At 60.2% G+C, this 11742-nt stretch carries 9 protein-coding genes, 1 tRNA gene and 1 pseudogene; 6 read left to right on the top strand and 5 right to left on the bottom strand.

Translation table 11 applies throughout. The features are described 5' to 3' along the window. Positions 1 to 322 precede the first annotated feature (322 nt). The 3 genes from ACP8JZ_RS05970 to ACP8JZ_RS05960 all read left to right on the top strand — a co-directional run bounded on the left by ACP8JZ_RS05970 (position 323) and on the right by ACP8JZ_RS05960 (position 3778). Positions 323 to 2533 (top strand): PKD domain-containing protein, encoded by a 2211-nt coding sequence (locus ACP8JZ_RS05970; RefSeq protein WP_484482813.1) that lies wholly within the window; start codon positions 323 to 325, stop codon positions 2531 to 2533. Then, entirely contained in the window at positions 2530 to 3111 is a 582-nt protein-coding gene (locus ACP8JZ_RS05965; protein WP_484482233.1) for a hypothetical protein, read from the top strand. The genes ACP8JZ_RS05970 and ACP8JZ_RS05965 overlap by 4 nt, the downstream gene beginning before the upstream one ends. Positions 3112 to 3205: 94 nt before the next feature. Next, positions 3206 to 3778: a hypothetical protein gene (locus ACP8JZ_RS05960; protein ID WP_277101719.1), complete on the top strand. Its 573-nt coding sequence runs from the start codon at positions 3206 to 3208 to the stop codon at positions 3776 to 3778. Positions 3779 to 3815: 37 nt separating this feature from the next. On the opposite strand, the gene ACP8JZ_RS05955 is transcribed toward ACP8JZ_RS05960, so the two are convergent. After that, positions 3816 to 5729, bottom strand: coding sequence for an alpha/beta hydrolase (locus tag ACP8JZ_RS05955; protein WP_484482232.1), 1914 nt, complete (start codon positions 5727 to 5729; stop codon positions 3816 to 3818). A gap of 54 nt (positions 5730 to 5783) precedes the next feature. On the opposite strand from ACP8JZ_RS05955, the gene dcuC reads away from it, so the two are divergent. Both dcuC and ACP8JZ_RS05945 read left to right on the top strand, forming a co-directional pair. Continuing rightward, positions 5784 to 7229: a C4-dicarboxylate transporter DcuC gene (gene dcuC / locus ACP8JZ_RS05950; protein ID WP_484482231.1), complete on the top strand. Its 1446-nt coding sequence runs from the start codon at positions 5784 to 5786 to the stop codon at positions 7227 to 7229. A 67-nt stretch (positions 7230 to 7296) separates the two neighbouring features. Continuing rightward, positions 7297 to 8160, top strand: coding sequence for a MurR/RpiR family transcriptional regulator (locus ACP8JZ_RS05945; RefSeq protein WP_306516732.1), 864 nt, complete (start codon positions 7297 to 7299; stop codon positions 8158 to 8160). Here ACP8JZ_RS05945 and ACP8JZ_RS05940 read toward each other — a convergent pair. From ACP8JZ_RS05940 to ACP8JZ_RS05925, 4 genes and pseudogenes are all read right to left on the bottom strand, one after another. Then, positions 8150 to 9310 carry a lyase family protein gene (locus ACP8JZ_RS05940; protein WP_484482812.1) on the bottom strand — a complete coding sequence of 387 codons (1161 nt, stop codon included), beginning with the start codon at positions 9308 to 9310 and terminating at the stop codon, positions 8150 to 8152. The two genes, ACP8JZ_RS05945 and ACP8JZ_RS05940, sit on opposite strands and share 11 nt — an antisense overlap. After that, a pseudogene (locus ACP8JZ_RS05935) lies at positions 9311 to 9514 on the bottom strand (lyase family protein); the annotation flags it as partial. A 930-nt stretch (positions 9515 to 10444) separates the two neighbouring features. Then, positions 10445 to 10529 (bottom strand) — tRNA-Leu (locus ACP8JZ_RS05930). A gap of 52 nt (positions 10530 to 10581) precedes the next feature. Beyond that, entirely contained in the window at positions 10582 to 11067 is a 486-nt protein-coding gene (locus ACP8JZ_RS05925) for a peroxiredoxin (protein ID WP_484482230.1), read from the bottom strand. An 88-nt stretch (positions 11068 to 11155) separates the two neighbouring features. Here ACP8JZ_RS05925 and ACP8JZ_RS05920 point away from each other — a divergent pair, with 88 nt between their 5' ends. Further along, a complete protein-coding gene (locus ACP8JZ_RS05920; RefSeq protein WP_021104599.1) occupies positions 11156 to 11695 on the top strand; it encodes a DUF3618 domain-containing protein in 540 nt (179 codons plus the stop codon). Positions 11696 to 11742 lie beyond the last annotated feature (47 nt).

Genomic DNA, 11742 nt, shown 5'->3' with positions numbered 1-11742 from the left:
GTGAGGGGAGCTTTCCCAATACATGTGGGGTATTGTGTTCGCTGTCAGCCTGATAGGGGGTTGATGCCCGGGTGGTGTGGGGAAGTCGGTGGGAATCCGGCGCTGTCCCGCAACCGTGACCACGCTTGGTGTGTGGAAGTCGGAGTACCAGGCCACCGGTGGGGAGTGGTTTCTGGTTCCGTCTGGGGTTACGGATCGACACCGACGCATGTCACGCCTGTGCTGTCCCGTGAACCTGTCGGAACGTGCTTTCGAGGGGGAGCGCATGGCCGTGGTGGGGATGTGTAGGCGTGTGGTGGGCCCGGTGGTGGCTGCCGCACTGATGGTGGGTGTGGTGGGGGTGACGGCGGCCCGGGCAGCGGAAATGGCTGGGACGTCTGATCCTCGGCCTGTCGATTATGCCGCCCAGGCCAGCAAGGCGGTTGATTACATCAATGCCCATCGAGGCGCGTTGGCCAAGACCGGTGTGGAGTGGCAGTTAGATGAGGCTCTGGCGCTGGTGGCCTCCGGCAGGAGGGATACGGCCACGCAGACCACCCTCAACGTGATCAAGGACACCATCAAGGCCCAAGGGCCGAGTTACTGCACTAGGGCGAATGTGGGTGGGTGTGCGAAGGTGACGATCACTCTGCTGGCTCTTGGTGAGTCGACCACCTATGACGGGTTCGACTACGCCAAGCCGGTGGTGACCTATGCGTCCCGGTTCGATGAGCATCCTTTTCATCAGGCGTTGGACATGATTGCCTTGGAGCGGTTGGGCAAACCGATCCCGCAGAACCTGCTCGACTCGGTGACCAGGTATGCGGTGACACCGCCGAGGCACATGGCGGGGGTTGTCAGTACTGATGGGGTCACGTTGACCGCCTTGTCGCATGTGAAGGCCACCCCCACCCCGGATTGGCAGAGGCAGGTCACGGCCGCCAAGGCGGCGCTCGTCAAGCGTCTCGACGACGACTGGCAAGGTGCCGGGTGGGGCATAAAGGATTACGGTGCGAATGTGCGTGCGACCACGCGGGTGGCACCGGGACTGTACCGGGCTGGTGATGCCGCCCACAAGGCGCAGGCGGTGGTCGGCCAGAAGTGGCTCGTGCATCAGCAGCAGTCTGATGGATCATTCCCGAACCCCATCAAGGCCCCCGAGTGGGAGATGCTGACAACGGCGCAGGCGGTACCGGTGCTGCGTGGTCTGCAGTCCTTCGACACCATCGGGACCCACCAGCCCCGCAAGCTGGTGACAATGACCGTCCTGGGCGACTCGTACTCGGCAGGCAACGGAACCCTGAAAGATGGGTATCCGGCCGATGGATCGTATCGCAGCCCCAAGAACTACGGTTCGGTACTCACCGGCATGCTCAACCAGAAAAGCACGGACACGACGTACCAACTCGACGTGAAAGCCTGGAGTGGCGCCCAGATCGCCACCGGAGACCACAACATCATCAGCCAAGCCGATACCATGGATCCCCACACCGGCGTGGTCCTCATGACCGCCGGAGGCAACGACCTCAACTTCGCTGACGTCGTAGAAAACTGCTTCATAGAAAGGGTGTGGTCAGCAGCTAAGTGTGGCGGCTCTGTTGACGCAGCACGTAAGAAGCTTGGTGCCACGATGGCGAACACGACGACATTGCTGTCACACATTCAGAAGCGACTGGCGGATCCGGCTCATACCCGTGTTGCCTTGATCGGCTACCCCTACCTCATCCCCGCAGACGACGATCTACCTCTAACTGATGTACCCTCCACTCGCGTGAGAGCGGCCGAAGACGAATTCCGCACCAAGCAGGCCGCCACTATCAACAAATGGAATCAGAGCCACAAGCTCCATGTGACATACGCGCCTACCACCGAGCTCTTCACCACCCACGAACCGGAACCAGTGGTCCATAATGGCGAACAAAACCCTTACCGTTGGATCAATGCCTTCGGGGAAACCGCCGGATATGCGGATAGTAAAACTGGCGTAACAGTATCAGAAGACGCTCCAAATATTTTTGGCAGCGATAAAAATAATTATTACCATCCAAACATTACCGGTCACATCAAGATTGCTGCCCTAGCTCAAAGCAAGCTCTTTCAAAAAGTGATGTGGAGTGCGAATTCGGTAAGTGACGCAGCCACGCATGTCGTGTCGGTTCCGAGCGTGCGGATACGGGCCGCTGTGATTGGGCAAAATCTAGTACGCGCTGATACGCCATTTTCTTTAGATGGGTCATCGTCATATACGTCGACCGGGCGTATCCGACGCTGGCAGTGGGACCTTGACGGGGACGGCCACTACGAAATCGACAGTGCCACACCTAGGATCACCCGCACCCTAAAGCAGCTGGGAAAGTATCGGGCACACCTACACATCACCGACACCACCGGAACCAGTGACACCCTCACCTTCCCCATCCACATCACCCGAGACGGCGACGGCGTGCCCGACAACCAGGACAACTGCCCCACCATCGCCAACCAAGACCAGACCGACACCGACCACAACGGTGTAGGAGACGCCTGCGACCCCCACACCAAGGCACCACGATGACCACCCACAACAACACACCCAAGGACCAGTACCACCGCGCACCCCTCAACGGCCTCCTCATCGGCACCATCGTCGGAGCCGTCTGGGCGATTGTATTCGTCATGTTTTCCAAGGTGAGGTGGTTCACCTCCCCGAGATTCGCGTGGATGACCTTCATGGGGTTGTCCTTTCCTCTCCTCGGATGGATTGACGGTCTGTGTGAAAAAAATATCATTTCACACAGACCCATGTCTGCACAGCGACGTGAAACAAAAATACTTTACGCTGCAACGCTAAGCATGATCGGAATCGCCACCGCAGCAATCTTCTTCTCTGACTTCTTTCAGGACTCACAATCTCTCGGGGCACACCTCGACACGGCCCCAAAAATCGGGGCACTTATCCTATATCTGTTGGCACTGATTCCATTCCCATATGGTGGATGGTCACTCGTCGCTGTTCGAATGAACAACAGCAAGAATTGCCGAAGAAGTTTCGTATCGATGACACTCATGTCGGTCATTGTTCTGTTGTTATGTGTAATATGTTGGTTTGCCATAATGGAAGTTTTATGGCTCTGGATATGGATTATTTTCTGATTGCGTCTCAACATACGATCAGAAGATCACTGGCAGCCAAGGCACCTAAGCAGCCCTGTCGCCCCGATGATGAATCCGTGAGGGTGAGGCGCGGATGACAGTAACACCTGACCAGCAGTACCACCGCGCACCCCTCAACGGCCTCATCATCGGCACCGTCGCTGGAGTCTGCTGGGTTGTCGTGCTGCGGATTCCCGATGTTCTTCCGGTGAGTGATGGTTCGGGGAATGTGAGGTTGGATCTTGTCGCAATTGCGTTTCCCGTACTGGGATGGGTTTCTGGCTTGTGGGGGAGGAAGGTTCTTCCCTGTGGGAACCCGGCTGACAGGGGGCGCAGGGCTCTGGCGATCGGTGTTGTCATGTCCACCCTCCTCGGGATTCTGCTGACGATCGTCTACCACGGTTTCGTACCGAAGCCGAAATACATGGAGATGCCAGCTGGCACCGCCCTCAGCGGCAGGGCCTTCGTCGTCTATTTGATTCCCTTGGCGGTATTCATCCTTGCAGGATGGGTTCTGGGGAAAACGCGAGAACATATTTACACGAATGGCGGATCGGTAATCCTGCGAATGGGTTTCATGGCTGTTCTTGTTCTGATGTGCTCCGTGATTCTCTGGAACCAACTTGTCTGGTTGCTGATACTCCTCATCTTCCCTTGGACCCTGTGAGCTGTCTCAGTCCGTGGATCCGTTGTGCCTCGTCATCTCAGAACATCGGGACGTACGCCACCGATCCGCCCAGTGCCATGAGGGCGAAAACCGTCGTCGTGACGATCGGACCCAGCCAGACCCGTCCGGTGGCGTGGTAGAACGCGCGGTTGAACAACGGCAGCACGATCATCATGGGCAGCAGCGACTGCAGCATGTTGACGTAGAGCCAGTTCGTCGTCCAGTACACGGTTCCGGTGCTGAAGAAGGTGACGTACTGGATGACGAAGATCGCAGCCAGACCGATGGAGTTGGCCAGGGCGATGATGAGCCAGTTGACCCAGCGACGTTGGTTGCCGAACCGCATCGATGCGTTGACGCGCAACGAGTTCGAGAAGAAGAACGGGAACAGTGCGGGCACGTATGTCAGGCCGATGAGGAACCAGCGTTTCGTCAGTGGACGAGCAGCCACGACGAACAGACGGTAGTCGACGTGGAAGAACCCGTACACGATGGCCAGGATCGTGTAGAAGATGGTGATGACGAGCAGTGCCAGGGCCAGGGTGCGTCCGGTCTGGGCCCAAGTCATCCGAACCCCCCAGTTCCGGGGCTCGTCCGCACCACGATGTTTCGACATGCTGTGGCCGATCCACAGCAGGATCAGGCCGAACAGACCATTGACCAGTGACCACAGCACGACGGCGTTGACCATACGGCCGGGGAAGAACCAGCCGTTCTGCTTGTTCGCCGCGGCCGAGAAGACGTGTTGACTGGCCGCTGACAACGGTATGAAGGTCACGCATGCCACGGCGGCCGAGATGACGAAGATCGTCCAGAACATCACCGCGCCTCGGCCTCGCGGCTTCGCCGGTGCCGGGCAGACCTCGGTGCGCGCCGGGGAGAACCACGGGATGGTCAGCAGGAGCTTCGTGAGGGGTATCAGCATCACCAGGGCTGCGACGAGGGAAAGACCGTTGCACAGCTCCTTGAGCCACCATGTCTGATTGGTGGTGCTCATGGCATGTGGTGCGCCCAGGGTGTCGTCGAAGAACTGGATCATCGATCCGATGGCGCTGGGCGTCAGGGGCTGGAAGGGGTGAATGGTGCGGTCATTGTAGGCGACGCGATAGGTACGGTCGCTGGTCGATCCGTACCCCTTGCCGATGACGACATGGTCGACGTGCTGGGATTCCGGCAGTCCGGAGTTGATGACGGCCAACGCCTCTGGTGCGGTGCGCAGATCTCCATTGCCGTTCTTGTTGCGGTAGCCGCCCTCGTCGTAGAACGCGTAGCCGATGCCGACATTGGAGTGGACCTTCTTGAACTTCTTCGCGTCGAGTTTCTGCAGCCATCCGGAGATGAACACTGATCGGATGGGGTTGAGGGCCTCGGCCTTCTCTCGTTCCTCCTTGGTGATCGTGGTGCCGCCGGGGGAGTTGGGGCTCTTGGCCTTCTTGAGGGCCTTGGATTCCTTGGCGCCATACTCTGCTGCCATGCGGCGTACCTGTGATCCGCCGGCGGAATGGCCGGTGATGCCGATCCGGGACTTGTCCACGTAGTTCAACGTGGTGGTGCGTGAGACGTAGTCGATGGCTGGTTTGATGCTCGGATCGTCATTGGTCGGTGGTTGGGAGGTCGACTCGCCCTGGTTGTACGGGTCGACGACCAGGGTGACGTATCCCCGGCGAGCAAGCTCCATGGAGTACGAGATCTGGGTCTCCTTGGTGCGTTGGAAACCGGAGCTCACGATGACCATCGGAGCCTTGTTCTTCTCGGTGGCCGTGTCGGGGCGGAACAGATCAGCACTGACAAGGGTGCCGTCCTTGCCCGGAATCATCAGTCCTTGGACGCTGACCTTTCCACCGTCACTCTGTGCGAGGCTCGAACCCACTGCACCAATGATGATGAGTAGGAGACAGATCAACACGTGCAGTGACGATCGTGCTCGGTGATTCAGTGACGTTGGACGCATCGGTGCTCCTTGGACAGTGGCCTTCAGGGCGCAGAAAATCTTCCCGACAAGAATATGTCAGTTATTCATCGCGCAGATGCAAAGATGTATATTTACTTTCATCGTGATGGGTCACATGACGAGGAGGTCATCATGACGACGGTGCTGGCGCTGTGCGCGCTTGTCGTGACCGTTCTGGCCGGCTGGTTGCTGGTCAAGAGGTACAAGCCTGTGCTGGTGCTGCTGGGAGCCGGTCTGTTGCTGGTCCTCATCCGCGTCATCCTCAGACCGTCGGTCCCGTTGCTGGAAGGCGATGAGAGCTCCGGGAGCGTCTGGTTCGACATCATCGGACTCATCGAGTCGATTGCGAAGAGCCAGCTCACCGGGGTTGGCCTCATCATCATGGCCGCTGGTGGATTCTCGGCCTACATGAACCGTATTGGGGCCACCGAGGCGCTGGTGCGTATCGTCATTGGGCCTGTCACCAGGCTCAAGCAGCCCTATCTCATCCTGGTGTTCACCTACGTCCTGGGGCAGCTGCTCTTCATGGTCATCCCGAGCGCCGCGGGCCTGGCCATGTTGCTCGTCGTCATCATGATGCCGATCATCACCGCTTCCGGGGCCAGCGCCGCAGCTGGTGCCGCAGTCATCGCCACGACGAGTGCCCTGCCCATCGGGCCTGCCACTGGCACGGAGATCCTGGCCGCCCACACGGTGGGACTCTCCCCGGCGGTGTACTTCGTCCGCGATCAGCTTCCGGTTGCGATCCCCACGGTTGTTGCAGTGGCCATCACCCATTTCTTCGTCCAGCGTCGCCTGGATCGCAGGGGTGGCGACGACAGTGCCGAGCATCGTGACGAGGATCCTGCGGCAGCTCGTCAGGCTCCCAAGTGGTATGCCATCTTCTTGTTGCTGCCGATCATCCTGCTCATCGTCTTCAGCCCGTTGGCTGTGAAATCCGTGCAGCTGTCGACCGTGTCGGCATTCCTGCTGGTGTGGCTGCTGACCGTCCTCGTCGAGCTGATACGCAACCACGATCGCTCGGAGGTTCTGGGTGACGCCAACGCCATGTTCGTCGGAATGGGCAATATGTTCGCCAAGGTCGTCTCCCTCATCATCGGTGCCCAGCTGTTCGCCGAAGGTCTCAAGCAGGCTGGAGTCATCAAACTCCTGGTGAATGGTGCCGAGGGCGTTGGTCTCCCACTGTGGGGCATGGCAGTCCTGTTCAGTGTGGTCGTCGGTGTGGTGACCTTCCTCACCGGATCCGGGGTGGGGTCCTTCACGGCATTCGCCTCCCTGGCCCCAGGCATTGCCAAGGGGCTCAGTGGTAGCGCGGCAAGTATCGTCAACCCGATGCAGTTCTGTGGTGGGCTGTTTCGCTCGGTCTCACCAATCTCCGGGGTGGTCATCACGGTGGCTGGTGCCGCGGGCATCTCGCCGATGGCGGTGGTGCGTCGCACGGCACTTCCGATGCTGGTGGGTTTCATCGTCATGATGATCTCGAGTCTGGTGCTCATCTGAGCACCGGTAAGGTGAAGCCCGCCACGAGATTTCGTGGTGACGGACGCGTGTACAGGGGGGCGCCACGATGGCGGAGGAATCCGGGGATCTGTATGGACGACTTGCAGCCTTGCAGGAGCTGACTCCGACAGAGAGTGTGATTGCCCAGTACTTCGAGGACGACTTTCCCCATCTGGCTCTGGAGAACCTTGACGAGATCAGTGCGGCCACCGACGTCTCGACGGCATCGGTGACACGTTTCGTTCGCAAACTGGGATATGCCAGTTTCCGCGATTTCTCACGATGCCTGCGTGAGGAGGTGGCAGCAAACTTTGATCTGCCCAGTGACCGCGCCACCAGGAGTCCTGAATCTGACGCGCCGGGTGCGATGTGGCGCTCGAAGATGGAGGCTGCTCGACGCAGTATCGACGTTGGCCTGGGGGCGTTGGACGGCGAAGCCTTCGATCGTGTCGTTGAGGTGTTGAAGGATGACTCGCGGCCGGTGTACCTCGTGGCAGCCGCCACCGGGCACACACTGCTGGATTACTTCAGCCTGCTGGTGCGCTACTACCGGCCCCATGTCATCCTGCTGGAATCGACCGACCGCATGGCCCATCAGCTCATCGACCTGCCCAGCAACGCAATCCTGTTGGCGTCCGTCTTCGACCGGCACTCCCGGATGGTCGAATCCGTGCTACGGATGTTCCACGAGCGCGACATGACCACCATCCTGCTCACGAATCGTTCCTCGACCCCGATGCGTCGACACGCCGATCACGTCCTGCTGGTGGCCTCGGAGGCATCGACCGCCTTTCGATCGCGCGTCTGTTATCTCATCCTGTTGGAATCGCTGGTGGCTGCCCTGGCCCCGAGCGATCCAGACGTCGAACGGGACAGGGTCAGGGCCATGCAGGGGCTGTTCGACGACCTCGGAGTGTTCATCACCCCATGACGTCGTTGCCGGTGTGGGGCCGGTCCTCGGCAACGAGGTGGGAGAGCTTGGCCGACAACCCGGTGTAGCGGTACGGGTCGGACAGCTCGTCAAGATCGAGGCCTGACAGTTTCTCGGCAACGTGCGGATGGGTGCCGATGAAGTCTCGCAGGCTGGTTCCGTCGGCTCGGTGCGCAGCGGAGAACTCCTGCAGCAGGTCGTGGGCCTCCTCGTGGCCGAGGCGTGGGGCAAGCTCCATCATGATGCCTTCGCTGACGAGCAGGATTCCTTCTCGATGAGCGTTGGCGGCAAGCTGGTCGACGTTGAAGTCCAGTGCGTTCAACAGTGTCAACAGCTTCTGTCCGGCCCCGTCGACTGCCGCCAAGATTCGGGGAACTGCGTCGCGCTCGACCTCGAGTTGTCGGTGGTCCCGCTCGAAGTCACCGGGCGGGTTGGTGAGCACGGTGGCTGCCGCACCGGCAGCCATACGAGCTGCGGCAGTGATTTTCATGGTGGAGAACGGATTGCGTTTCTGAGGCATGGTGCTCGATCCGGAGAGATGCGGATCAAGGGCCTCGGCCGCTTCCCGAAGATCGGTGCGCTGCATGTTGTAGAGGTCCTCGGCGATCTTGGCCAGAACCTGGGCATGGATGGCCAGGTTGCAGGAGAGCTCCGTGAGGGCGTCTCGGGATGCATGCCAGGCGATGAGTTCGCAGGTGAGTCCGAGTTCTCTGGCGATCTCGGTGGCAATCGTTGCGCCATGCGATCCCATCGAGGCGTATGTGCCTGCTGCACCGGAGAACTGCACGAGAAGGCAACGGTGCCGGGTCTGCGTCATGCGCTCACGGGATCGCTCGAGATCGGCGGTCCATCTGGCGAATCTCATGCCGAGAGTGGTGGGAACAGCATGTTGACCATTGGTGCGTGCCACCATGATGGTCTCCGCATGCCTGTCGGCCAGCAGTCGCGTGATTTTCAGAAGGTCATTGGTGCAGGAATCGATGAGATCGAGCGAGTCACGGATCTGCAGGTTTCGAGCGGTGTCGAGAATGTCCTGGGTCGTGGCCCCGAAATGGACCCATCGGCGGGTCGTCTCGTCAAGGGTCTGCCGAAGGCAGTCAAGTCCCAGGGCAAAGGGATTTCCTGCCGTCCCAGAAAAAATACGTTCCATGACGGCATCCGTGGCCTTCGCCTGCTGGGTGATCCGGGTTCCGGTGCCCTCGGGGATCATTCCCAGCTTCGTCTGCACGCGAGCCAGTGCTGCCTCGACGTCGTACCAGCTCTGTACCGTTGATCGTTCGGACCAGATGGTGTCCATTGCCTCGGTCACGTAGCCACGGCGGGTGATCTGACTGTCGAAGGCTCCGAACGCCATTGTTTTCAACCTTTCGTTTAAAGCATCTTGTGTAAAGGATCTTACATCTCCTCAGGGGCCACGCCATGATGACAGCCGAGGGCAGTGACTCAGCTCAGCTGCTGTGGCAATCCTGGGTTGAACTGGATCCCATACCACGGCACGTGGCACGGGGGAGCGTCCAGCACAGGATGACCACGGATGCCCTGGTGTCGGTAAATGCCTAGGCGTGGTGGTGGATGCCCTGGCGTGACGATCCGGCAAGGGGGTGGGGCACTGCCCTGCTCGTGCCTTTGTGGCAATCATGTGTGGGAGTGGGGGTTGTGCCACGCCACGTGGCAGGTGAGGTCGTTCGGTGCAGGATTGCCACGGTGGCTCGTAGCGCTAGCCCTGCTCCCCGTGGGTCCTGTCCCCAGGTTGGTGAGTGTGGGTCCGGTGCGGCGGGTGTGGGGTGCGCGCTCGAGCGCTGGGTCAGTTTTTGACTGTGAGGGGTTCGTGCATGGCACCTCATCGAGTGACGTGTGGCAATCATGGTGCTGAACGTGGTGGCTGCCACGCCATGTGGCAGGTGGGGTTGTTCGGTGCAGGATCGCCACGGCGAACCGGGGACCAATGATCTGGCAGACGCGCAGGAGACGCGGTTCCGGGAAAACGGCGTGTGGCAATCGTGTTCGGGATCCCAGAGGCTGCCACGTCTCGTGGCAATCGGCACCCGCTCGCGCCGGAGATCCACACGCGGAACGGCCCATTGGCTCGGGCCGTCGTGCGGCGTCGTGTGCAACCGCTCCTGCCGCGGGATCGGTCACACATCTGATTGTGCTTTGCTCCTGGGGATTCACTGAGGCGTGGAAAGTATGGTTTGGCAGTCTGAGACAGCCTCAGTGCATGTCTGCCGCGGGGAGGCTTGTGAGAATGCGCGGTGACAAGATCATTTCACCGGGCTGATCGTGCTGGTGCCGGAGAAGGGACTTGAACCCTCACGCCTTGCGGCACAGGAACCTAAATCCTGCGTGTCTGCCAATTCCACCACTCCGGCAACGGGACATCGCGGTCCCGGAACCAAGGAACACTCGATCCAACGGTGCGGGTCAGTCGCTGATACCCAGCTCCCGGCGCAGCTTGTCGACGTGACCCTTGGCGCGAACATTGTACTGTGCCTCGGCAACGGTGCAATTACCGTCCGCATCGACGGCCACGATGAAGGTAGAGCGGATGACACCAACGATTTCCTTGCCGTAGACGTTCTTGGGTCCGTAGGCACCGTATGCCTTCATGATCCCCTTGGACTCGTCGGACAGCAACGTCAGAGTCAACGATTCCTTGGTGACGAACTCCTGCAGCTTGTCAACGGGATCGGGGGAGATGCCCAACACGTCGTAGCCTGCGGTGGTGAAGTCGTCCAGGTGGGCGGTGAAGTCAACCGCCTGTGTGGTGCACCCCGGCGTCATCGCAGCAGGGTAGAAGTACACGATGACCTTGCGGTTGCGCAGCTCGGAGAGGGTGACCTTCGTGCCGTCCGCGGCAGGCAGAGTGAAGTCGGGTGCGGAATATCCGGGCTCTAGATGCGTGCTCATGACGTCCACGATATAGGCTGAGAGCTCAGGGAGGCGGGTTTGTCCGTCCGTACTGGAAATATCCGCAGCATCGAGCAAGGGGGGCCAGATGGCCAGCAAGGAAAAGGACACTCGCACCGCCGAGCAGATCAGGCAGGATCTCAACGCCGCAAGGTCGCGAGTTTCTCAGACCGTTGAGGACGCCACCCAGCAGTTCCATCCCAAGACCCTCAAGAACGACGCTGTCGACGATGCCAAGAGTTTTGCACAGCGACAGTTCGACCAGGCCAAGGGGCAGGTCAAGGACGAGAACGGCTGGCGCGAGGACCGACTCATCCTCGTCGGTGGTGTCGTCGTCGGTGGCCTCGTGCTGCTGACCGCTGCTCGCGCGATCGTCGGGAAGGCCACCGGCGCCACCACCCGACGCAAGTTGGAGAAGCAGCAGCTCAAGAATGCCAAGCGGGCTGCCAAGGAAAGCAAAGCCGCACGCAAGGCTGCCGCCAAGCGCAACCGGCATCGTGGAAAGAAGGACGTCGCCCAGGTCGTCGACCTGAACGGCGGTGAGTCCAAGTTCAGCAGTCTTGCCGAGTCTCTGTTGCGTCAGGCATCCGTGCTGCGTGCCGAAGCCGCCGCCGAGAACAAGGACTGAGTTCCGTACCCAGGGCACCTTGGTGCGAGCGACGTCGCAGAGTTTCT

Source organism: Cutibacterium sp. LaCa_286 (genome assembly GCF_057198075.1).
This window is presented reverse-complemented; position numbering and strand designations above follow the sequence as displayed.

Excerpts from the sequence above, each read along its gene's own strand:
- ACP8JZ_RS05970 (WP_484482813.1), top strand. The coding sequence starts at position 323 with ATGGTGGGTGTGGTGGGGGTGACGGCGGCCCGGGCAGCGGAAATGGCT.
- ACP8JZ_RS05965 (WP_484482233.1), top strand. The coding sequence starts at position 2,530 with ATGACCACCCACAACAACACACCCAAGGACCAGTACCACCGCGCACCC.
- ACP8JZ_RS05960 (WP_277101719.1), top strand. The coding sequence starts at position 3,206 with ATGACAGTAACACCTGACCAGCAGTACCACCGCGCACCCCTCAACGGC.
- ACP8JZ_RS05955 (WP_484482232.1), bottom strand. The coding sequence starts at position 5,729 with ATGCGTCCAACGTCACTGAATCACCGAGCACGATCGTCACTGCACGTG.
- dcuC (WP_484482231.1), top strand. The coding sequence starts at position 5,784 with ATGTCAGTTATTCATCGCGCAGATGCAAAGATGTATATTTACTTTCAT.
- ACP8JZ_RS05945 (WP_306516732.1), top strand. The coding sequence starts at position 7,297 with ATGGCGGAGGAATCCGGGGATCTGTATGGACGACTTGCAGCCTTGCAG.
- ACP8JZ_RS05940 (WP_484482812.1), bottom strand. The coding sequence starts at position 9,310 with ATGGAACGTATTTTTTCTGGGACGGCAGGAAATCCCTTTGCCCTGGGA.
- ACP8JZ_RS05925 (WP_484482230.1), bottom strand. The coding sequence starts at position 11,067 with ATGAGCACGCATCTAGAGCCCGGATATTCCGCACCCGACTTCACTCTG.
- ACP8JZ_RS05920 (WP_021104599.1), top strand. The coding sequence starts at position 11,156 with ATGGCCAGCAAGGAAAAGGACACTCGCACCGCCGAGCAGATCAGGCAG.